This window comes from Weizmannia sp. CD-2023 (assembly GCF_036225245.1).
GTDB lineage: Bacteria > Bacillota > Bacilli > Bacillales > Bacillaceae_C > Weizmannia > Weizmannia faecalis.
In genome coordinates, this window is record NZ_JARTJQ010000014.1 from 13,237 (window position 1) to 35,582 (window position 22,346).

The window sequence follows — 22,346 nt, forward strand, 5'->3', positions numbered from 1 at the left end:
TTTAGATAATAGAGTGTCTTCCCATTTTTTCTCCTCATCTGCCCCTTCGAGAAAAATTTTTACACATACGGCGTGACAAGATTTCTCCGGTGTCCCGGAATGCCAAGGATGCCTTATTCTTTCAGGTGAAACAATCCGCACTTTTAGGAAGAAAATTGCACCTGTCTCGGTTTGAAAACGTTTAATGTCGGCATTTCAGGGAAAATAAAAACCGGGAATGCAATCTTTTGTCAAAAAAGCTTGCATTTTGATTGATAAGTTCATATAATAAGTTCATAGGAACCTAATATAAAAATAGAAAAGGGGAAATGAAGTTGAAGAAATTTTTTGCGCTGCTCCTGGCATTTACGTTTGCCTTTTCAGTTGTCGGGATTCACTTTTCAAACCCGGTTGATGCAAGGGGATACCGTTCTGTAAAACGGTCTTACCAGACGGTGCCAAAGACAACAACACCATCGTCAAAACAACAGTCCCATTACCAGTCGAAAACGAACCAAAATACAAATTCGGTTTCCGGCAATAAAGCCAATACAGCGTCGTCTTCATCGAGAGGCAGCTTTGTAAAGGGGATGCTGCTCGGCGGTCTTGGCGGCATGCTGTTCGGATCGATGTTCAGCCATCTCGGCGGTTTGGGAACGGCTTTGACGGCAATGGTCAATATTTTAATCTTTATTGCGCTGATTCTCATCGTCATCAAATTGTTCCAATCCGTATTCGGCAACAGGAAAAAAGATCGTGAGGCTTATGACAGATGGAAGAATTAAAACTGTCAGAGCAAGATTTGATTAACGCGGTTTGCACGTTTGTGGCAGATCAGCATTATGCTTATCCGGAAAATGTGATGGCGATGCTCACATACGATGATGATACCGGCTACGGCGCAGATGTCGAACTGAACGGTAAAGATCTCGAGCCGCTGACTGAGCCGAAACTGATTCAGGCCATCCGCAAATATTTAGAAGAAGAATACAGCATTGACCCGTTTGCCGTCAGTATCCGACTGGAAATTGAAGATCAAGATGGCATGGTGGCATACGTAGATTAAGAAACAGCCCGGCAAATGCCGGGCTGTTTTACACTATTTTGATACATATTTGTTTCGTCCTGCGCCGGCTCCTGCGGCAAGCATGAGGATGCCACAGATAATCATGACCACAACCGGCATATGCCAGTTATGCGCCCGGTCATACAACCAGCCGATCAAAAACGGGCCGGCTGCCGCCACGAGATAACCAGCAGACTGGCTCATGCCGGACAAATTGGCAGCTTCAGTGGCCGTTTTCGAACGGAGGCCGATAAACGCAAGCGCGAGGCTGATGCTGGCACCCTGGGCGATGCCGATCAAAATGATACAAATCCACATCCACAACATATGCCCGCCGTACAAAAGGCCTGTAAGCCCGCACAAATAAAAAATCGTAATCCCGAAAACAAGGGGAATCTGGTTTTTCATCCGCTCCGCCCAAATCGGCGTCATAAAAGTGGCGGGCAGGCTGACGAACTGCATGATTGACACCATCCAGCCGGCCGCTACGAGGCTTGCCCCATGGCTGACCATAATTTCCGCAAGCCAGGCGATGGTGCTGTAAAATAGAAACGACTGCAGGCCGAGAAAAAGCGTCACCTGCCAGGCGAGCGAAGACAGCCAGACCGATCTTCCGGGCGTTTCCTGATGGGTGGAAAACTTTACTTTGGCGTGCTCACGCAATTGCGGGATCCACACCAAAGCAGCCAGGATAGAGAGGATGCCCCAGACGAGCAGCCCCCATTTCCACCCGAGCCCCAGGCCGTTCACAATCGGGACGCTGACGCCGGAAGCGAGCGCGGCAAATCCGCCCATAACGGTTGTATAAATACTTGTCATCAACCCGAGTTTTGCAGGCACCCGGTGTTTAATGAGGCTTGGCAGCAGCACATTCCCGATGGCAATGCCTGTTCCGATAAAAGCCGTGCCGATATAAAGCATGGCGGCATTCCCGGCCGTACGCGCCAAAATGCCGATAAATAATATGACGATCCCAAGAAGCAATGTCAACTCCTGGCCAATCCGGCTTGCCAGTTTTGGCGCAAGCGGTGAAATCAGTGCGAAGGCAAGAAGCGGGAGCGTTGTAATAAATCCCGCTTGTGCATTTGACATATGAAGGCTGTGGCGGATCGTGCCGATTACGGGCCCGATGGAAGTGATTGCCGGCCTGAGGTTTGCTGCAATACAGATAACGCCTGCCACAAGCAGCCCGGATAATACTTTTTCTTTTTCTTTCTGATCACCCATCTTTTTCTAAACTCCTTTAAAACTTTCCTGATTTAAAAATGGACAGCAACAGCCATAAAAGCATCAATGTTGCGACACCAAATCCGATCTCAATGATCGGGTTTTTCCAGATCACCGTCGATTGGCCGCTGATGGACGTTCCGATCATCAGCCCGACCATCAGGATACTAAAGGCGAGCAGGACGATCGCGAAGGAAAGCCGGTTGCTGATCCTGTCAAGTTTTTCCAAAAATAAATGCAAATCCGGTATGACGACTTCCATCCTGAATTTGCCTTTCCGCATCGTTTTGGAAATATCGCGCAAATTTTTCGGAAGCTCAAGCAAAATTTCCGCCTGGTCCAAAAACGTTTTCCATCCTTTCTGTGCGACCCTGCCCGGCCGCAAACGGTCCCGAAGCAGCCTTTCCCCAAATGGGCGCGCAGCTTCGATCAGGCTGAATTCCGGGTCAAGCGATTCCACGACGCCCTCCACCGTAATCAGCGATTTGCCGAGTATCGTCAGATCGGCAGGGAAGCGGATATGGTATTTGAACGCAAGATGGTATAAATCATTGATGGCTTCCCGCAAGCTTAACTGGCTGAGCGGCAGATCATAATATTTTTCGCGGAGAACTTCGACATCTTCCTTCAGCAGATGAAGATCGGTTTCTTCCGGAATTTCCGCAAGCGCATCGACCGACTTCATAATGGCATTCGTATCCGCCCGCATCAGCGCAATGACAAGTGAGGCGCAATGGTACTTGGTCTCTTCCGTAAGCCGGCCGACCATGCCAAAATCCATATAACAAATCACATCGCCGGGCAAAACGACAATGTTTCCCGGATGCGGATCGCCGTGAAAAAATCCCTCCACAAAAATCTGCTGCAGCATCGAATGGATCAGCCGTTCAGAAATGGCTTTTTTTCGGTATCCGGGGACTGTTTCACTGAAAAATTCGCTGATTTTCCTGCCCTTTATGTACTCCATGGTCAGGACTCTTTTTGTGGAAAAGTCCCAGTAAATTTTCGGAATCCGGATGTTTTCATCGCCTTCAAATTGTTTGGCGATCCGTTCCGCATTCCGGCCTTCATGGTAATAATCCAGCTCAGACAACAGCGCCTGGGAAAATTCTTCGACAATGTCCCGCAATTGGTATGCCCTTGCCCATTCAAAACGGGATTCAAGAGAGAGAGACAGGCTTTCCAATATTTCAAGATCCGTTTCAATAACAGGACGGATATTCGGGCGCTGAATTTTGATCGCAACCGGTTCTTCCGTATGCAATTTGGCTTTATGGACCTGTCCGATCGATGCGGTTGCGATCGGCTCCGGATCGAATTCGGCAAAAAGCTCCTCAACGCCCGCTCCGAATTCGTCCCTGATAATCTTTTTTACATCTTCAAACGGAAACGGCGTGGCATTATCCTGTAATTTTTCCAGGTCAGCAATTATCGATTCCGGCAAAATGTCGCGGCGGGAGCTTGCCAGCTGCCCGAGTTTAATAAAGGTCGGGCCCAATTCCTCCAAAAACAGCCGGATCCTTTCCCCGGTGCTGCGGTGGGGGGTGCGGGGAGCCGCTTTTTTCGAGGGAAAAGGAAGAAAATCCGAAAGGCCCCAGTCGCTGATCAAATAACCGAGGCCGTTTTTAATCAAGGCGCCGGCAATTTCCTGGTATCTTTTTCCATGCTTCATTTTTCTGGAAAGCAAGCAACCACCCCCGGTTTTGTTTTATGCAAAAAAACAGCCGGCCCTGGGCAAAAGGGCCAACCGGTTTACGGGTTCAACCGTTCTTCAAGCTGCTGGATGCGAAGTTCCAGCGCCTTGATTTCGTCTTTTGTCGCAACATTCATTTCAGAAAGGATCTCGTTGACCCGTTCTTTCAAGGCCTGATTCAGTTCTTGTTTAGATTGTTCCCCTTTTTCCAGCAGTTCATCAATCAATTGTGTCGATTCCGCTTTTGTCAAGTTGCCTTTTTCCACGAGGCGGTTGACTGCTTTTTCCACTTGTTCTTTGCTGAGCACCGCCATGCCAAGGCCGAGTGATAACAATTGGTTCACTTTATCGCGCATTCCAATTCCTTCCTTTCTCCTCTATCTTAATGTAATCATAGCCCAATCCGGCCGGAATCACAAACGGAAAGGTGTGAAAAATGGCCAATGAACGGACTACTTTCCCCAGTGGGAAGCAATAAACGTGTCGCGGCCCGATTTCGCCCGGTCTTCATGATAGGCATTCGGGTTTTTCTTATAAAAATCCTGGTGGTAATCTTCGGCGGGATAAAAAGGCTTCGCCGGCAAAATTTCTGTCACAATCGGCTTTTTGAATTTGCCGCTTTCTGCAAGCTGCTTTTTTGAAGCTTCTGCCAGCCGCTTTTGCTCTTCATTATGGTAAAAAATAGCCGTCCGATAGTTGGAGCCGCGATCCTGGAACTGGCCGCCGGCATCGGTCGGATCGATTTGCTGCCAAAAGATTTCGAGCAGCTTTTCGTACGGAAAAACGTTCGGATCATATGTAATTTGGACGGCTTCATAATGGCCGGTCGTTCCGGTCTTTACTTGTTCATATGAAGGATTTTCGACCGTTCCCCCCGTGTACCCGGAAACGACTTTTTCAATGCCGTCCCACTGGTCGAAAGGTTTGACCATGCACCAAAAACAGCCGCCGGCAAAAGTTGCTTTCTGAAATTGTTCCGCCATTTCTTCTCCTCCAAAAGTGATGCTTTTTCTAAATCGTAACATTTCCTGCGCATCACGACAAGAAAGAATGCCCGGTCTGCTGCGGAAAAATCGAAAAATTCCGCCTGCATTTGCCCAATTTTGGATTTTAGAACATATCTTTTTTGTGTTGTCCACTAAAGTGCAAAAAGTTTTTAAAAAAATGTGTTTAAAATTTGAACATTTTGTGAACATAAAGTAATATAATATACAAAAGGGAGGGGTTGTGAAATGAAGGAATTTAATGGGTACTATCTGCTTGCAACCGCTGAGCTAATCATGAGTGTGGTTTTTCTTGCCATTCACTTTATTGTAAGCGCTCACACAACGGACTGGTCTTTGATTTTGTTTTGGGGTTTCCTGCTAGGGGGAATGATTACCTATGGGCTTGGCATGGCATACTTGATGATGCTTTGCGCATCAGGGAAAGAATTGCCGCATGAATATCCGGAAGGCGATCCGTCATACAGAAAAGCGGGATAATCGTTCGCATAGCATGAACCCTGTATACACGGGGTTTCTTTTTTTGGGGGGAAGTGGGCGCCGATCCATTCGGATTTATGATGGCTGAAAAAATTTAAGCGGCGGGAAATACGGCCTTTTTCATGCAAAAAAACGATGCCGCAAAGGGCACCGTTAGTCTTCTTTTTGAACATTTGCCGCCTGCGGACCGCGTGAACCTTCTTCCACGTCAAACGATACTTTCTGGCCTTCTTCAAGCGTTTTATAGCCTTCACCCTGGATGGCTGAGAAATGGACAAACACGTCGTCTCCGCCTTCCCGTTCAATAAAGCCATAGCCTTTTTCACTGTTAAACCATTTTACTGTACCATGTTCCACGTTTAATGCCTCCTAATTTTTAACCTTTCTTGCTTTTAATATATCCAGAATCCCGGGTTTTAAACGCCATTTCTCACTTGCAGGCAAAATTTGCGGCTTTTTTTGCTGTATCTTTATAAAATGAACTTCAGTTTTTCGTGACAAAATCAATTGCGATCGCGATAGACATTGCTACTGGCAACATTTACAGAAATAGTAATTTAACTTATATGCCCTGAAAATATACGCCGGCCGGTTTTCACCCCCCGTTGGTGCCCGGATCCATCCCAGGCGTGGGCGTCCATTTGGAAAAAAGCTTGGTACACTTTGCGGCATCAACATTGATATAATCGGGCAGCCGTTGTAAACTTTTAAATAGCCGGATAGTGAAAACTTCATTGCAAAAGGAGCTGTACCCATTCATGATTGTTTCCGGACAAAAGGAACATCAACTCATAGAAGAAACTTTTAAAGATCAAATAGATCATCCCGCTGTGATCAGCAAAAAGCTCGGACAGTCGGGTCAATTTATGGAAGCTGTCCGCAGTCTGGTTGACTTATGCGGCGATGATCCGGACCGCGACGGCTTGCAGGAAACGCCTTACCGGGTGCTGAAGGCCTTTTTGGAATATACAGAAGGGTACCGGGAAGACCCGAAAATGCATTTGGCAAAAACATTTGATGTCGACCACGACCACAAGGAGCTCGTACTTGTAAAAGATATCGAATTTTATTCCATATGTGAGCACCACTTCGCGCCATTTTTCGGCGTCGCTCATGTCGCCTATTTTCCAAATGAAAAAATCACCGGCCTGTCGAAAATTGCGCGCATGGTCGACGGCTACGCCAGGCGTTTTCAAGTTCAGGAACGGCTGACAAAACAAATTGCGGATGCAGTGGAAGAAGTGCTTGAACCGCAGGGCACGATGGTGGTTTTAGAGGCCAAGCATATGTGCATGTGCGGGCGGGGCGTGAAAAAGTCGGATGCGTCCACGACCACGATGTCTTACCGTGGCATTTTTGAAGGGCGGGCGGATTTGCGCGCCGAATTTTTGTCCTTACTCAAATAGAAAAAAGGATGGTGTTTATGCTAGATGCGGACATATTGATCATCGGGGGCGGCCCTGCCGGCATTTCGGCAGCGATCTGGTGCAGCCGGCTTGGCATGAACCATCTGCTCGTTGAGGAACAGAAGATGCTTGGCGGGCAGCTCAGCCTGATCCATAATCGCATTATTGATTATCCCGGCCTGCAAGCGGAAAACGGGGAGGAAATGCGCCGCTATTTTGTTCGGCATGCCGAGTCGTTGCAATGCCGGTACCGGGTGAATACGCGTGTCGTAAAGATAGATGCCGAAGGAAAAGTTGCGGTGGTGGAAACAGGCGGGCTTAAGACCCAAATCGGTTTTCGCTACTTGATTTATGCTGCCGGTGCCGTGCGTAGAAAACTCGGTGTGCCGGGGGAAAAAGAGATGTTCGCCCGCGGGGAAATTTATTCGGCTACGAAGGACAGCCATTTGTTTAAAGGAAAATCTGCTGCAGTCATCGGCGGCGGCGACCGTGCTTTTGAGGGGGCTTGTTTGCTTGCCGAAGCAGGGGCGCACGTCTATCTTATTCACCGCTCGGAACGTTTCAGGGCCAGGCAGGCATATCTCAGTCGGGCCCAATCTTATAAGAACATCCGGATTTTGCCGAATATGCGTGTGAAAGCCATTATCGGGGAAAACCAAACCGAAGCGGTGGAACTCATCCATTCAAGCGGTGAATCCTGTTTTTTGTCGGTATCCGCGGTTTTCGTCCGGATTGGGATGGAACCGAACAGCGCACTCGTTCAAAATGTTACGGGGACGGATGCGGACGGATATATTGTTTCGGACGGTTACGGGAAAACCGAATGTGAATGGCTGTATGCCATCGGAGACAACTGCCTTGGCCCGCTTTATTCCAGTATTGCAGGGGCGGCCGGGCAGGGGGCTGCTGCAGCAAAGCATATTGCCTCCCGTTTGGCAGGGGTACCCGCACGGTAAAATAAACGATCTGCTACCGGCTTTACGGCCCCGCGCACGCCGGCATAAAGCCGGGTAATGCGTCCCGGTGAGAAGATGGAGCGTTTTCGCAAAAAACAACGAAAGTGTACAGAGGCGATAGTTTATAAAACATTTTTCCCCGTGCCTTTTTTGTTTTAATCCCGGCCGCCAGGTTGTGAGGCATCTTCCCCGCCCAGCACCCGGCTGAATGCGGCAGAAACTTTTTCATATTCTTCGTCCGAATGGAGAGCGTCAAGATCGCCTTCTTCGTCTGTTTTCAAGAAAAACACATCTAAGTCCCGGCCTGTCTGTTCCTCTAAATCTTCAACAAAAGAAACGGCGGCATATTCTGTTCCTTCTAGCGACAATACGCCGATGATTTCCACTTCTTGCTCACGTCCGTTTTCTGTAATTGTAAACACTTCACCCTGTTCAATATTTGCCATCGGGTCTCCTCCTTCGCTTCTTGTTCGGTATTGTATACAAAAACGGAAAAAACATGCCGAAAAAATACGCTTATGATCGCAGCCGACTATCGGAAAGGAGTGTTTATATATGGATAAAAAAGACATGGAAGAAAAAATCATTCAGCAATACAAAATGGATGAGAAAATGATGGCACTCATTTTTGCCCAGTGGTGCGTGAACAATGGGCTTGATCCGGAAGAACTTTACAGCAGGGCATATCCGCAACAAGAAAAAAATGGCTTGCTGGAAGAAGCGCTTGCCCTAACGGTACCGAAAGAAGAAGCGGGAGAAATCAGCACCGGGACTGTATTGAATGTATTATCCTTATTTGGCAATGACGATTTGGCTTTCGTTGTGTCGGAAGAAAACGCCAAGTTAAAACGGTGAGTCCAGAAACAAACCTGCGTGGAGACGACCCATAATGGTGTTTTTTCAATTCCGGAAATGACAAAATCACCCCTTGGATGCCCAAGGGGTGATCATTATAAGGAATCGCGTATCGCCTTTTTAAATCCTTCGACAGAGAGCAGGGCAAAAACCGAATAAAGCAACGTATATAGGCCCATCACGATCAGCATCGGTGTCCACAGTTCGGACCCGAAAAAGAACCAGCCGGATTTTACAGCAAAGTAGCTGTGCGCAAGACCGAGCAAAAGTGGAATGCCGAAATTGTAAAGCTGCTTGATCCGGATCCCTGTTGTTAAATCCTGCATGGTAAAGCCAAGCTTGCGCAAAATGGTGTAGGCCGGTTTTTCTTCTTCGCTTTCTTCCATTTGTTTGAAATACAAAATGCAGCCGGATGTGACCAGGAAAGTGAGTCCAAGAAATCCGACAATAAACATCATAACCCCCATGTTTTCTTTTTGCATTTTGATGATTTCAGGACTGGAGTAGGCAAAGGAATCCGAAGGGAAATGCAGACTTTGGAACAACCGGTTTGCTTTGCCAAGATCTTCATCCTTTTTCAGATTGATGCCGGTAAAAAGATTCGAGTCCAATTGAATTTTTGGGTCCGTATCCTTTTTTAACGCCTGGAATAATGCATCATCCGTTACCAGAACGGGCATGCTGCCTGAAAAATAATTGGAAAGAACCTGGTCTTTTCGAAGGGCAACGGTGCGCAGTCTGGCTGTTTTCCGCTTGCCCGTTAAGTCAATCATCCCTTCCGATTTCATCGGCATAAATCTGGCTAAAGCATCGGAATAGCCGGAAAAAACCGCCTGCCCGGGTTTTACATCCATTCCTTTTACTGCCGCATCGCTTACGACCGCTATCGGTACAGCTTTGGAGTCGAACTTCAGATCTTTTGACTTTTTATCGAACAGGCTGCTTAAATCGGCTGTAACCCTTACGACTTCAATTTCTTCTTTTTCATAGGCGATGTTGTTTTCATTTAAACGTTCTGTAAATTGTTTTGCCTCATTCGTCTTGATAAATGAAAAGTCCGCAGCTGTCATATTATGGGCTGTTTCTTCAGCAGAATAAAAGGTAATGTAGCTTAATGACAATAAGCCGATCGCAAGCGCCGACACGGTTGTGATAATGGTCAGCAGCACTGCGTTCGAACGGATCCGGAACATGATGGCGGATAGTGACATGACATCCCGGATATTCAGATACCCGCCTTTCTTTTTCCGGATGAGGTAAAAGACAAACCGGACAGAAGTCTTATAAAATAGATAGGTCCCGAAAATAACAAGGGCTAAAATGCTAATCATTGCCGTATACAGAGCACGCACTGTTACAAAGTCTCCATTGAACAATTCTGATGAAATATAGTATCCTGCCCCGATGCATACAAATCCGATGACCCCGAGCAGCAATCCCGCTTTGGAGATTCGTCCGGCCCGGTCTTCCGTGGAGGAAACGGTACGGAAAAGGGAAAGGATCGTCTGCCGTTTGATAAAGATGCTGTTGATCAGCAGGACCAGGATGAAAATAATGGTAAAGACAAGGAGCGTCTGCCCGAAAGCCTTCATCGAAAAATAAAGGGAAACCTTTGTTTCCACTTGAATGATCCGGAGCAGCAGCATCATCAGCAGCTTGGATGCCGCAAACCCGAAAAAGATGCCGGCAAAGAGTGAGCCGTAGTAGAGCAAAAAATTCTCCGTCCCTAAAATCCGGAACACTTCTTTTTTCGTCATGCCGACAAGCTGGAAAAGCCCGATTTCCTTGCTCCGCCTTTTCATAAACAAATGGTTGGCATAAAAGAGAAACACCGCCACAATGACGATCAGCAAAACCGACGCCACCTTCAGCGCGGCCAGCCCTTTTACGGAAGATTTTACTTCGGCGAGAGAAGGGGCGTATTGCAGTGTCACAAACGCAAAGTATAATGCAGCACTGAAGGCGAGTGCGAAAATATACAGCGCATAATGCGGAAGGTTCTTTTTAAAATTGCGGTAAATCAAACCGTTAATCGTCATGCTGCACACCTCCCAGCACGGCCTGTGTTTTCAGGATGGCCTGATAGAAATCCTGTCTTGATTCGGTGCCTTTATGCAGTTGGGAATAAATCTGCCCGTCTTTAATGAAAATGACCCTGCCCGAATAGCTGGCTGCGGCCGCATCATGGGTGACCATTAAGATGGTTGCTTTTCTTTTTTCGTTCAGGCGGCTTAATTTATTCAAAAGGTCGGATGCTGACTTTGAATCGAGCGCACCTGTTGGTTCGTCGGCAAAAATAAGACCCGGTTCATGGACAAACGCCCGCGCTGCCGATGTCCGCTGCTTCTGCCCGCCGGATATTTCATTCGGATACTTGTCCTGAATATCCATAATGCCAAGTTCTTCCGCAACCGCATGGAATTTTTCGTCCGCCTCGCGTTTTGAAACTTTTTTCACAGACAGCGGCAGCAATATATTTTCCTTCACCGTTAACGTATCAAGCAAATGGTATTCCTGGAAAATAAAGCCTAAATGCCTTTTCCGGAACTCCGCCAGCTGCTTGTCTTTCATTTTCGTCAACGCCTTGCCTTCGATTTCAATGGAACCGCGGCTGGGCCGGTCAATAGAGGATAAAACATTTAACAATGTCGTTTTTCCGGAACCGGACGGCCCCATAATGCTCGTGAATTCTCCTTTTTCAACATTTAAATCAATCCCTTTTAAAACTTCTTGTTTGTTCCACTTGTTGCCGTACGTTTTATAAACATTTTTTGCTTCAAGGATCATGATTGGCTCCCCCTTTCTGATATGATTTCATTATAGAAAAGCCGGCATGCTTCTTCCTTCGTTTCAGCTAACAATACAGAAAAGCATATGACAGTTTTGTCACATGCCTGTAATTTGCTGCAAGCTATTTCTTTCCGGGAAGATGAGCGTAAAGGTCGAACCGGCGCCGGGAACCGACTGGACAGTAAGCAGGATATTTAATTTTTCCGCCGCCCTTTTGGCAAGATACAGGCCGAGGCCGGTTGCCCCCCTGTTTTGGCTGCGGTCAGAAGAGGTAAATCCCTTTTCAAAAATGCGCGGCAAATCTTTCGGGTCAATGCCGCACCCCTTGTCTGCCACCGATAAATGGAAGCGGCCGTCTGCCATTTTTCCGGAAATGGAGATGTCTGTCCCGCAACTGTACTGGACCGCATTTACCAGCAATTGCCGGAGGATAAACGACAGCCATTTTGCATCTGTAACAATTGCCGGAACCCCCGGTGAGACGTCAAAACCGATGCCTTTTTGAATGCACCATGGCTGAATCGCTTTGATTTCCTGGAAGATCAGGCGTTTCAGGTCAACATTTTCCATATAAACGTCATTTTCCATATTGCCGATCCGTTTTTCATGAAGCTGTTTGTCAAGCAGGTGGTGGATGCGCAGCCATTCATAATTGAGCGACACTTTTGCTTCTTCATCTTGAAGCCGGTCAATGATGAGCTGCATGGCGGTCATCGGTGTTTTGACCTCATGTACCCATGCCGTTAATTCATCCTGTTCTTCCTGCACCGTGGACGCGTTCCGGTCAGTTTCCGCCCGTAGATGTTCCGCCTGCGCTTGTACAGCCTGATGCACGATCTGTTCAAAAGGGGTTCCGGGGCGGGTGATCTCGCTCGTATCAAGATCCCCATCCCATTCTGAAAGGCTTTGATAAAATTTCACTTCTTTCCGAGCGCGGAAGAAAAGGAAAAGAAGAAAAGCAATCGTTTCTAAAAAAACGATATAAAGAACGGATGAAAGCGCGATTTGCGGATCAAGCCAGGCAATGAAAAGCAGCATCAGCTGGCAGGCGGCAAAAAATATTACCCAGCTTTTTCGTTCAACAAGAAACATCCGGATCATAGGCCGGCATCCTTTTCAAGCGCCATATAGCCCTGGCCCACTTTTGTTTCGATACAGTCACCGAGCCCGATCGTGGAAAGTTTTTTCCGCAGGCGGTTGACGTTCACGGTCAATGTATTATCGCTCACAAACCTTTCATCGTCCCATAAACATTCGATCAGATGCGTGCGGCTCACAATCCGGTTTTTCATGTCCACCAATATTTTTAAAATAAACATTTCGTTTTTTGACAGTTCAATGCATCCATGTTCATTTTCGACCGTGTTTTTCTGCAAATCGATTGTGGCCCCGCACCATGTTTTTAAAACCGTCTGCTCGCTCGTGTAGGCATATACCCGGCGCAAAATAGCCTGGATTTTGGCGATTAACACGTCGATATGAAAAGGCTTTTGCACATAATCGTCCGCGCCGAGCTGCATCGCCATCACCATATCTGTCGGATGGTCGCGGGAAGAAAGGAAAAGGATTGGGACATGGGAGTGCGCGCGAATTTGTCGGCACCAGTGGAACCCGTCAAATTTCGGTAGCTGGATGTCAATGACTACCAGATCAGGCCGGAATTCCGCAAATTCCTCCATCACCTGTCCAAAATCGCGGATCCCCGCAACTTCAAATGACCACTGCGAAAGTCTTTCTTTCACTTCACGAAACAGCGTCACATCGTCTTCAATGATTAGAATTTTTATCAACCGGACCACTCTTTCTATTTTTGCTACCCTCCATTTTACAAGAAAAGGCGAAAGCAGGCTACATTAACCATCAACGAGAAAGCGCGGCATACTTCCTTTTGCTGCGCTTTTTCCTTATCACTTCTTTTAGAAAGCAAACCAATGCTCTTCCAAATCACAGAAAAAGGAACGCAATGCCCGAAAGCGCTAAAATATATGAATGATAATCCCAGATGCGTGCAATCAGAATGCTTATCGAGAACCCGAAAAGAATAAATTGGTACCTGTAGAAAGGACGTTTTTCGTTGGAGAAACGCGGGAGATGCGTCAATTGGCTGATGGACGCTATGCAGTACAGCTGTTAAAATCAACTTAAATGAAAATTTTGAGGATGTACAAATATAAAAATTTTGGTTTATTTTCCAAGGAAGATGGGTAGATAATATTGCTTTTTAATAGAATGAAAGTAGAAAGGTAATTTTTTTTCGCGGATTTATGTACTGTTTGCAGCGGGCTAAATGCTGGTATTGTTGAGGTGAGAACATGAAGTTTAAAAGAAGCGTAATAATCATGATGATGCTGTTTTTGTTAGGAAGTTGTAGCTTGATGCCGAATAAAGCGGATGAAAAAAAGCAGGCGGAAGCATCAGAGTACATGCCGATACAAGATTACACGGGGCAAGGTTATTCGTTTGATAACGGAGAAGAGACAGGGAAATTTGCGAATCAGCACCGGAAACAAATCGTTCAAAGGGTCAAGCAATATTTTATCCAAAAATACCATCTGGATATCACCGTCCATCATATATACGGCGCAACTGACGCGGCAGTTGTTTTTGTTGAATCCAAAAAAGATCCGAAATTTCATACCTCTGTCATCGTTGGAATTGATTTGGAAAACAAAAAGATTGGCGATGTGGGCGCCTATGAGGGCTCTGTTGAAGGGGCAATTACAACAGGTTTGTATGTCATGGCATATGAAAAGGAATTTCAAAAGTTAGATGAGTTTTGTGAAGAAATGGCCAAAAAATATGCTGTTACCGGGATGATGCAGGAAGCAGTAAACAATACGGTGGATACCGGATATGCAACTAGATTTTATTACACAAGTACATCAGACATCGATTATCCCCAAGTTTATAAAACGTTTTTGGCTCATCCACACCTTTCCAAACAAAGGGCAAAAGAATTGGTATTAGAAAGGCAATCAAGTAAAGATTTTAACGCGGAAAAGGATAGCATTTCTATTGCTTTAACTTTTTATATGAAGATGAGAAATCAGGCACCTGATCAAAAGATAGCTGATCAAATCATTGAAGCATTGAAAAAAGCGGGTGGACTGCCTCCGGGAAATTATGGTGTATTTGTAAACAGCAACGAGATATTAAAAAGAACGGGGACTGAAAAAAGCTATAAAGGAACAACAACGGGCGTTGATGACATCATCATAAAACCCGGGAGGAGGATAAAAATGAAAGGAGCAGTACAATGACTGATTAAGAATGAACCAGATTGACCTGCTTTTATCAACTATGTCCCCAGCAGTGGTTTAAAGGTACGGATTAAACTTTTCTAAAAAGGAAACTCACTTTTGTTTGGAGTGTAAACCATGACTTTTAAAAGAAGTGGAATCATCATTATCATACTGTTTTTATTAGGAGGTTGTAACTTGATGCCGAATAAAGCGGATGAAAAAAAGCAGGCGGAATCATCAGAGTACATGCCGGTACAGGATTACACGGGGCAAGGTTATTCGTTTGATAACGGAGAAGAGACAGGGAAATTTGCCAATCAGCACCGGAAACAAATCGTTGAAAAGGTCAAGCAATATTTTAACAAAAAATACCATTTGGATATCACCGTCCATCAGATATACGGGGCAACTGACGCGGCAGTTGTTTTTGTTGAATCCAAAAAAGATCCGAAATTCCACACTTCTGTCATCGTTGGAATTGATTTGGAAAACAAAAAGATCGGCGACGTGGGTGCCTATGAGGGCTCTGTTGAAGGGGCAATTACAACAGGTTTGTACGTCATGGCGTATGAAAAGGAATTTCAAAAGCTGGATGCATTTTGTACGGCGATTGCGAGAGAATACCCGGTTATTGGTAGGACCAAAGAAGCTGTCGATCATACGGCCAGCACTGGTTTCACCACTCCATATTACTACACAAGTACGTCGGATTTAATATTTCCAGAAGCCTATCATGCCTTTTTACATAAAGAGAGCTACCAGAATATTATACATTTAATAAAGCAAAAACCTTTCGATAAGGAGGGAATGATGATTACGCTCACATTTTTTATGGAGAAAAAACATAGTCTCCCAGATAAATCGATAGCCAAAGGAGTGATTGATAAATTAAAGAAATCAAACGGCTTACCACCGGGGAATTATGGTGTTTATATCAAAAGCAACGAAATATTAAAAAGAACAGGAACGGCGAAAAAGCAGGAAGGTACGACATCAGGGATAGATGATATCATCTTGGAACCTAGTAAATGAGGTGTGGTTAATGAGCATTTTAAAACAAAATGATAATACTTCTGATCGAGATCTTATTAAATTGTGTGGTTTTAATGTTTATCAACAGTCTAAAAATAAGGGAACACGCTGCCAATGTCAAACGATCCTTTTCTCACGTCCTTTATTGACGGAACCTGTCGGCGCGATACGCTTTTAAATAAGGACCTGTTATAGCTGAAAAAGATGGAGGGTGCCGATCTTGAATTCAAAACACGCACGATGGATCTGATGGAACCCTTTTTGGATTTTGTTTCAGAATCATGTGTTGACATATCGTTATTTTTCGATATAATGATTTGTATGGAACTCATTGAAGTCTTCAAAGCCTTATCCAATGAATCAAGATTGCAAATTTTACAATGGCTGAAAGAACCGGATCGTCATTTTACGCCCCACGAAGGGATTGATATGAATACTACAGGGGTATGTGTTAGTCAAATAACAGATAAATTGAAAATGACGCAATCCACAGCATCTCAATACCTTTCCATACTGCAACGAGCTGGGTTAATTACGGCAGAACGTATTGGTAAATATACTTACTACAAAAGAGATGAAGAAGCCATAAAAAAAATTGCCACTCTCTTTGAAAAGAATATTTAAAAAATGAAACTGAATCCTGATTATGAATGCAGTTTCATTTCCTTAAACATATCGACATATCACGATATGTGTTTTTGTCGATACAAAACGTTCAATCCTGATATATTTTGATGATGAAGGAGTGATTTATTTTGTCAAACACTGGTAAGATCTATATCTTAGCGATCGTAAGTTTTTTAGTTGGAACTTCGCAGTATATCATTTCCGGAATTTTGGATAATATTTCAGAATCATTGGGCATTACTCTCGCGGCAGCTGGTCAGTTAATAACCATTTTTTCGCTTGTATATGCTATTTTCACACCCGTATTAATGGCTATCACCTCCAGAATGGATAAACGTAAGTTAATGATATATTCACTTGGTCTATTTGTTATTGGAAATATTCTTGCATTCGTCCTTCCTGGTTATGGATTCTTTATTGTATCAAGGATTATTATGGCCCTCGGTGCAGGGATGGTTGTAGTGACAGCCTTAACGATTGCAGAGAAAATTGCTCCAAAAGGGAAGAAAGCTAGCGCCATCGCCACAGTCATCATGGGATTGACAGCATCATTAATCATTGGCGTTCCACTTGGAAGAATGACGAGTGAGGTACTGGGTTGGAAGGCTGTTTTTGGAGGGATTGCCTTACTTGGATTAGTTGCGATGGTTATTATTTCGCTTACCATTCCAAAAATTCAGGTGGAAAAATTGACACCTTTAAATCAACAACTCGCTTTATTAAAAAAACCAAAAGTGGTACTCGGATTAGCCATCACTTTTTTCTGGCTTGGCGGATATTCCATTGTTTATACCTACTTATCCCCTTACCTGCTAAATATTTCAGGTTTAAGTGACAAATTGCTTAGCGGCGTTCTCCTTATATTTGGTATTGCCAGTCTAGTTGGATCAAAGTTTGGCGGATTTAGTACCGATCGGTGGGGTGTGCGGTTCACACTCATTGGTGGCATGATGTTACATATCACCATGCTCGTTCTGTTATCAATCGTTACCCACTCTTACGTGGGCGTGTTGGTCATATTAATATTATGGTCATTTGCAGCATGGTCTACTGGCCCGACTCAACAATATCACCTAGCTACAATAGAGCCGGAATCATCTAGTGTATTGCTCGGTCTCAATCAATCAATGATGCAGTTGGCCATGGCGGCAGGGGCAGGCATTGGGGGTATCTTTGTAGAGAGAATTTCCCTCACTTCCATTACCTGGTTAGGCGCTTTAGGCGTTACAATTGCAATTGGATTAACAATATTGACTTCACGTTCTCCTTCTAAAAAGACCTCAGTCGACTGCAACGTCGTGAAGTCGCAATAAATTGTTAGAATCGTACCTTGTTGTCAAATTAGTGAATTGAGAGTTCAAAGCAAGGAACGAATACCAAGTAAGAATTTCTGCCCATGCTCAGATTGTAGACAAATAGGGGTTCAGAACTTGTCCCTAAGTTCTGAACCCCATTATGATGCTCATCTTCAAACTCGTAAATAGAATATAAAAAATATACTAAAATAACAAATTTTAGGTTTTGCTCGCTCATCCAAGTGTATTGCCCCTTATAAGTGGGTACAAGAAATTATCCGGCAAGCATAATCACGTAACGATGACGGAGGGATAATGTATGAGTGAACAAATCCGAAATGGTCAAAAACCGGCAAAGGGGATTGCCCCAAATGTGGAACCCGATGCCTTATACAATGATAAAAGAAAAGTTTTCCTCTTTGGTTCCCCAAGCTACACAAATATCGGGGACCAGGCCATTGCCTATGCAGAGGAAAAATTTATCCGTAACCATTTTCCTTATTACGAATACATCGAAATAATGGATTATGCGACGGATGAGGGAATTGATTTTGTGAAAAAGATCATTGGGAAAGAGGACATCGTCTGCTTTACGGGCGGCGGTAATCTCGGCAGTCTCTACCTGGACATTGAAGAAGACCGTCGAAAAGTGATCTCGGCTTTTAAAGATTATAAAACCATCTCTATGCCGCAATCCGTTTATTTTGAACCTACCGAAAAAGGACAGCGGGAGAAAAGGAAATCGCAGGAAGCCTATGGCAGTAATCCAAATCTCACCATATGTGTCCGCGAATCACAAAGCCTGGAATTCGTCAAGGAGACCTTCAACGCAAATGTATTGTACACCCCGGATATGGTTCTGTCGTTAAAAATTGAACCGCAGGATCTAAAAAGGGATGGCGTGCTTTTTGTATTAAGGGCGGATAAAGAAAAAGTGACAGATGAAAATTTTGTCTCCGAACTCATGGAAAGAGCTGCGAACATCGGGCCTGTTGACCGCACGGATACCGTTTTATCAAAAGTGGACACGATCGATTATGCGGACAGGGAAACCTATTTTATGAAAATGCTGCACCGGATCGGCTCGCGCAAACTTGTCATTACCGACCGGCCGCACGCGATGATTTTTTCAATTATCACCAGAACGCCGTGTCTCGTATTCGGCAATAGCTATGGGAAAGCAAAACATTCCTATACTGATTGGCTTTCCAAATTGAATTTTATCCAGTATACGGACAAGCAGGATCCGGATGAACTCGAACCGTTGATCGCCCGCCTGCTTCAGACGGAACCGAATGAAATAGATCTGTCGGAAGATTTCCAGGTACTGCGGGATTATTTTAAATCTTAAAACGATGTACGCCTATCCGATGTCGGCCGTATTAAACCCACTTTTATGTTCAGCTTGTATCCGCCGGGCTTTTTTAACAAGGCGTGCATGTTTACCACTTGCCTGCAAATAGTAAAACAAGGGCGCAAAATTAGGCGGGGCAGCCTGACGCGCGGTCCCGGCTGAACGTGAATCAACAACAAAGGAGAATGCACATGAAGAAAAAAGATCGATTTTTGGAAGGCGCGAAAGTCACGAAAGACAATCAAATATTCGGGACACCGAACAGCAAAGCAAAAGATGGAACTGGAAACTCACCGAACGATGATGTAAGAGAAAGAAACAACCGGTAGCGGGCCCGATGCACTGTTTAAAAAGACTGCTCCTCTTTGGGGACAGTCTTTTTTAAAAACAAATAAAAAAAGGAATGTTTAAATTATTCTATGATAATAAAATACTTGTTCCTTGTATATAAACAATTGTATTTCGGGTAAAAACATATTACAATGAAAAAGTAATTTGTTATAAAGACTGACAAAGCTATTTTTCTATTTTTTAAGCATGTTTGAAAAAAACAGCGGGAGTGAATGGCGTGAAAGAGAGAGCGTTAAACAGAGGCTTGCATGCGCGGCATATTCAAATGATTGCGATTGGCGGTACAATCGGTGTCGGGTTGTTTATGGGGTCTGCCAGCACCATTAAGTGGACAGGGCCGTCCGTGTTGCTTGCGTATGCGATTGCCGGTATTTTTATCTTTTTTATTATGCGTGCAATGGGGGAAATGCTCTACGTTGAGCCAAGCACGGGCTCCTTTGCCACATTCGGCCATCAATACATTCATCCGCTCGCAGGTTTTCTCACAGCATGGAGCAACTGGTTCCAGTGGGTGATTGTCGGGATGTCGGAAATCATTGCCGTTGGATCTTACATGCAATTTTGGTTTCCGCACTTGCCGGCATGGATTCCGGGGCTTGTAGCCATGGTGATCCTCGGAACGGCCAACCTCGTATCTGTAAAATCGTTTGGCGAGTTTGAGTTTTGGTTTGCGATGATTAAAGTGGTGACGATTATTTTTATGATTATCGCCGGGCTTGCCATCATTTTATTCGGGATCGGCAACGGGGGTCATGCCGTCGGATTTTCCAATCTGTGGCAGCATGGCGGTTTCTTTACCGGCGGGCTGAAAGGTTTCTTCTTTGCCTTATCTTTGGTCGTGGCAGCTTACCAGGGTGTTGAGCTGATCGGGATTACGGCAGGTGAAGCAAAAGACCCCCGCCATACATTGAAAAATGCGATCCAAAATATCATTTGGCGCATATTGATCTTCTATATTGGCGCCATTTTCGTCATCGTTACGCTTTATCCGTGGAATGAACTGGATTCCATCGGCAGCCCGTTTGTGGCGACTTTTGCAAAAATCGGCATTACGGCTGCAGCCGGCATCATTAATTTTGTTGTCGTTACCGCCGCATTATCCGGCTGCAACAGCGGCATCTACAGTGCTGGGCGGATGCTGTATACGCTCGGCGTAAACGGCCAGGCACCGAAAATTTTCACGAAAGTATCAAGCAATGGCGTTCCACTTTTAGGTACAATCGGTGTCCTTGTCGGCCTTGTGATTGGTGTGGTGTTAAGCTATATCGCACCGAAAAATCTGTTCGTATATGTATACAGTGCAAGCGTCCTGCCGGGGATGGTGCCATGGTTTGTCATTTTAATCAGTCAGATCCGGTTTAGAAAGATGAAAAAGGCTGAAATGAAAAACCATCCGTTTAAAATGCCGTTTGCACCGGTTTCCAACTATGTAACCATTGCATTTTTAATCGCTGTCCTGATCGGCATGTGGTTTAATGATGAAACAAGGATGTCACTTGTTGCGGGCATTGTCTTTCTTGGCCTTGTCACGGTCTGTTACTTTGTTTTCGGCATTGGCCGTGCAAGTTCAAAAAATGCGAAAGTGCAAGCATCCAAAGGGAAAAAGATACTGGATCACCCCCAATCATGAACAAAAATAGCGTGCGAATGGAGCACGCTATTTTTGTTCATTTACGATGGCCCCGGCTTTCTTCTTCAACCGTTCAAGCACATGATCCAGTTCGTCCGGCTGCAGAAATTCAACGGGGGAAAACCCTTTTTCAAAGAGGATGGATTCAGACTCGACGATCGTGACATACCGGTCTCCGATTTTGGCGAGATGGACCGTTTCGCCAAAATCGGAAAGGAGGGCATTCACCGAAATATGGTCCAGTTTCATTCGCAAATCGGCCTCCGGGGCAGTTTCGACAATCTGGGCCGCGGCTTCGATAACCTGTTCCGCCGGCAATCGTTCCTGTAACGTCCGCTTGGGGCTTGCTTCCCAAATCTCAAGTTCTTTTTCGAATTGCTCGTATTCGATGCTGTCTTCATGCAGCACTTCCTGAAAATGTTCTTCCACCATCGTCTTCACTTGCGCTTTCATGATTTCCGGCATCGATTCGCCGTATTCCACATACTTTAAAAATTCTTCGAAATAACGGGCGTGAGATGCCTGGTGAATTTTCAGCTCTGATTCTTCAATCATGCCTTCTTCCGGCATATGCGGATACTGGATGGATTTCATGCCTTTTGTGGTAATCGCCATTTCCACTTTTTTCAACAATGTGGATTCATCGGCAATCGTGGCGACTTTCGGTTCGAAATCGCATTTCAACAAAAAAACAAACGGTTCATCGAAGTATTTCCGCATCGTTGCATTTGCGATCAGAAACGCGCCGTCCCTGACAGCATTGGTGTCCAGATAGGCGGCGAGAAAGGCTTCGCTTGCTTTTTGAAACTCACCAATCGTGCCGGCCATACGCGCACGGTTAAACAAATTGAAGTTCGGGTTGGAGTCAAGGCCGTAGCCCGGTTCCACAATAAAGCGGCCGATTTTCGTCGGTACTTGTTCGGACTTCGGATGCTTATCCACTTTCCTTTTTACGATTTTTTCAAGTTCGCCATCGAGAAAGTCTTTTACGTTACTTATCTCATAATTTTCGCGATCTAAAGTTTGAAAGTGCCTGAACTGTTTTCTCGTTTGTTCGCCTTCCCCGTCTGTCTGGATGACATAGAAGGAAAGGAAATTGATGTTAAAATCCAATCGTTTCACCCGGTTTCTCTTTTTTCACTGAGCACTATTTTACTTGAAAAAACGGGTTTCCACAATGTGCTTGCTGGACGCGGATGATTTGCGGGATTAAAATGGATAGGAAAACGGATTTTTGAAAAAAGAGGTGGAGATTTGCAAACCTTTTTACATATTCTGCTTTTAAGTACGGTTGAACTTTTCAACCTGCTTGGAACGATCATTGTGGTCGGGTTTGTGCTCGGTTTTTTGGAAAAGCGG

The 22,346-nt window shown here is 45.1% G+C and carries 24 protein-coding genes; 13 read left to right on the forward strand and 11 right to left on the reverse strand.

The genetic code is table 11. From position 1 onward, the window contains the following. Nucleotides 1-308: 308 nt before the first annotated feature. Nucleotides 309-764 (forward strand): hypothetical protein, encoded by a 456-nt coding sequence (locus P9687_RS01740; protein ID WP_225620883.1) that lies wholly within the window; start codon nucleotides 309-311, stop codon nucleotides 762-764. Further along, nucleotides 752-1,045, forward strand: a complete 294-nt coding sequence (locus tag P9687_RS01745) for a YxcD family protein (protein WP_014098398.1) — start codon at nucleotides 752-754, stop codon at nucleotides 1,043-1,045. Before P9687_RS01740 ends, P9687_RS01745 begins: the two co-directional genes overlap by 13 nt. A gap of 33 nt (nucleotides 1,046-1,078) precedes the next feature. Here the strand turns inward: P9687_RS01745 and P9687_RS01750 are convergent, their stop codons facing one another. From P9687_RS01750 to msrA, 4 genes are all read right to left on the reverse strand, one after another. Then, a complete protein-coding gene (locus P9687_RS01750; protein WP_014098397.1) occupies nucleotides 1,079-2,272 on the reverse strand; it encodes a CynX/NimT family MFS transporter in 1,194 nt (397 codons plus the stop codon). 16 nt (nucleotides 2,273-2,288) lie between these two features. Beyond that, on the reverse strand, nucleotides 2,289-3,959 hold the full coding sequence (locus P9687_RS01755) for an ABC1 kinase family protein (RefSeq protein ID WP_035188915.1): 1,671 nt from the start codon (nucleotides 3,957-3,959) through the stop codon (nucleotides 2,289-2,291). 65 nt (nucleotides 3,960-4,024) lie between these two features. Then, the gene (locus P9687_RS01760; RefSeq protein WP_035188917.1) at nucleotides 4,025-4,321 is read right to left on the reverse strand and encodes a phasin family protein; all 297 of its coding nucleotides are present in this window, start codon (nucleotides 4,319-4,321) and stop codon (nucleotides 4,025-4,027) included. A gap of 96 nt (nucleotides 4,322-4,417) precedes the next feature. Continuing rightward, nucleotides 4,418-4,948 carry a peptide-methionine (S)-S-oxide reductase MsrA gene (gene msrA, locus P9687_RS01765; RefSeq protein ID WP_035188920.1) on the reverse strand — a complete coding sequence of 177 codons (531 nt, stop codon included), beginning with the start codon at nucleotides 4,946-4,948 and terminating at the stop codon, nucleotides 4,418-4,420. Nucleotides 4,949-5,197: 249 nt separating this feature from the next. On the opposite strand from msrA, the gene P9687_RS01770 reads away from it, so the two are divergent. Next, nucleotides 5,198-5,449 (forward strand): hypothetical protein, encoded by a 252-nt coding sequence (locus tag P9687_RS01770; RefSeq protein ID WP_017550825.1) that lies wholly within the window; start codon nucleotides 5,198-5,200, stop codon nucleotides 5,447-5,449. A gap of 153 nt (nucleotides 5,450-5,602) precedes the next feature. On the opposite strand, the gene P9687_RS01775 is transcribed toward P9687_RS01770, so the two are convergent. Then, entirely contained in the window at nucleotides 5,603-5,806 is a 204-nt protein-coding gene (locus tag P9687_RS01775) for a cold-shock protein (RefSeq protein WP_013859272.1), read from the reverse strand. 401 nt (nucleotides 5,807-6,207) lie between these two features. Between P9687_RS01775 and folE the strand changes: the two genes are divergently transcribed. Then, nucleotides 6,208-6,855 (forward strand): GTP cyclohydrolase I FolE, encoded by a 648-nt coding sequence (gene folE, locus P9687_RS01780; protein ID WP_035188922.1) that lies wholly within the window; start codon nucleotides 6,208-6,210, stop codon nucleotides 6,853-6,855. Between the two features lie 17 nt (nucleotides 6,856-6,872). Beyond that, nucleotides 6,873-7,811, forward strand: coding sequence for an NAD(P)/FAD-dependent oxidoreductase (locus tag P9687_RS01785; RefSeq protein ID WP_035188924.1), 939 nt, complete (start codon nucleotides 6,873-6,875; stop codon nucleotides 7,809-7,811). A 155-nt stretch (nucleotides 7,812-7,966) separates the two neighbouring features. On the opposite strand, the gene P9687_RS01790 is transcribed toward P9687_RS01785, so the two are convergent. Then, on the reverse strand, nucleotides 7,967-8,257 hold the full coding sequence (locus P9687_RS01790) for a DUF1292 domain-containing protein (RefSeq protein ID WP_035188925.1): 291 nt from the start codon (nucleotides 8,255-8,257) through the stop codon (nucleotides 7,967-7,969). 109 nt (nucleotides 8,258-8,366) lie between these two features. Between P9687_RS01790 and P9687_RS01795 the strand changes: the two genes are divergently transcribed. Further along, nucleotides 8,367-8,666 (forward strand): hypothetical protein, encoded by a 300-nt coding sequence (locus tag P9687_RS01795; RefSeq protein WP_014098389.1) that lies wholly within the window; start codon nucleotides 8,367-8,369, stop codon nucleotides 8,664-8,666. A gap of 95 nt (nucleotides 8,667-8,761) precedes the next feature. Here the strand turns inward: P9687_RS01795 and P9687_RS01800 are convergent, their stop codons facing one another. The 4 genes from P9687_RS01800 to P9687_RS01815 all read right to left on the reverse strand — a co-directional run bounded on the left by P9687_RS01800 (nucleotide 8,762) and on the right by P9687_RS01815 (nucleotide 13,246). Beyond that, complete coding sequence (locus P9687_RS01800) at nucleotides 8,762-10,705, reverse strand: ABC transporter permease (RefSeq protein ID WP_061565326.1); 1,944 nt, start codon at nucleotides 10,703-10,705, stop codon at nucleotides 8,762-8,764. Beyond that, nucleotides 10,695-11,456, reverse strand: a complete 762-nt coding sequence (locus P9687_RS01805; RefSeq protein ID WP_088775938.1) for an ABC transporter ATP-binding protein — start codon at nucleotides 11,454-11,456, stop codon at nucleotides 10,695-10,697. Before P9687_RS01805 ends, P9687_RS01800 begins: the two co-directional genes overlap by 11 nt. Nucleotides 11,457-11,552: 96 nt before the next feature. Continuing rightward, entirely contained in the window at nucleotides 11,553-12,557 is a 1,005-nt protein-coding gene (locus tag P9687_RS01810) for a sensor histidine kinase (protein ID WP_017550830.1), read from the reverse strand. After that, on the reverse strand, nucleotides 12,554-13,246 hold the full coding sequence (locus P9687_RS01815) for a response regulator transcription factor (protein ID WP_014098385.1): 693 nt from the start codon (nucleotides 13,244-13,246) through the stop codon (nucleotides 12,554-12,556). The genes P9687_RS01810 and P9687_RS01815 overlap by 4 nt, the downstream gene beginning before the upstream one ends. A gap of 522 nt (nucleotides 13,247-13,768) precedes the next feature. Between P9687_RS01815 and P9687_RS01820 the strand changes: the two genes are divergently transcribed. From P9687_RS01820 to P9687_RS01850, 7 genes are all read left to right on the forward strand, one after another. Next, nucleotides 13,769-14,716, forward strand: a complete 948-nt coding sequence (locus P9687_RS01820) for a DUF1672 family protein (RefSeq protein WP_080746279.1) — start codon at nucleotides 13,769-13,771, stop codon at nucleotides 14,714-14,716. Between the two features lie 117 nt (nucleotides 14,717-14,833). Beyond that, nucleotides 14,834-15,730 carry a DUF1672 family protein gene (locus tag P9687_RS01825; protein WP_080746280.1) on the forward strand — a complete coding sequence of 299 codons (897 nt, stop codon included), beginning with the start codon at nucleotides 14,834-14,836 and terminating at the stop codon, nucleotides 15,728-15,730. Nucleotides 15,731-16,051: 321 nt separating this feature from the next. Next, a complete protein-coding gene (locus tag P9687_RS01830; protein WP_026104548.1) occupies nucleotides 16,052-16,354 on the forward strand; it encodes an ArsR/SmtB family transcription factor in 303 nt (100 codons plus the stop codon). Nucleotides 16,355-16,485: 131 nt separating this feature from the next. Then, nucleotides 16,486-17,670: an MFS transporter gene (locus P9687_RS01835; RefSeq protein ID WP_035188933.1), complete on the forward strand. Its 1,185-nt coding sequence runs from the start codon at nucleotides 16,486-16,488 to the stop codon at nucleotides 17,668-17,670. 301 nt (nucleotides 17,671-17,971) lie between these two features. Continuing rightward, nucleotides 17,972-19,003: a polysaccharide pyruvyl transferase family protein gene (locus P9687_RS01840; RefSeq protein ID WP_035188936.1), complete on the forward strand. Its 1,032-nt coding sequence runs from the start codon at nucleotides 17,972-17,974 to the stop codon at nucleotides 19,001-19,003. A 194-nt stretch (nucleotides 19,004-19,197) separates the two neighbouring features. After that, complete coding sequence (locus tag P9687_RS01845) at nucleotides 19,198-19,335, forward strand: hypothetical protein (protein ID WP_014098376.1); 138 nt, start codon at nucleotides 19,198-19,200, stop codon at nucleotides 19,333-19,335. 239 nt (nucleotides 19,336-19,574) lie between these two features. After that, a complete protein-coding gene (locus P9687_RS01850; protein ID WP_017550835.1) occupies nucleotides 19,575-20,987 on the forward strand; it encodes an amino acid permease in 1,413 nt (470 codons plus the stop codon). A 27-nt stretch (nucleotides 20,988-21,014) separates the two neighbouring features. On the opposite strand, the gene P9687_RS01855 is transcribed toward P9687_RS01850, so the two are convergent. Next, nucleotides 21,015-22,100: a DUF3900 domain-containing protein gene (locus P9687_RS01855; protein WP_026104549.1), complete on the reverse strand. Its 1,086-nt coding sequence runs from the start codon at nucleotides 22,098-22,100 to the stop codon at nucleotides 21,015-21,017. Nucleotides 22,101-22,346: the final 246 nt, after the last annotated feature.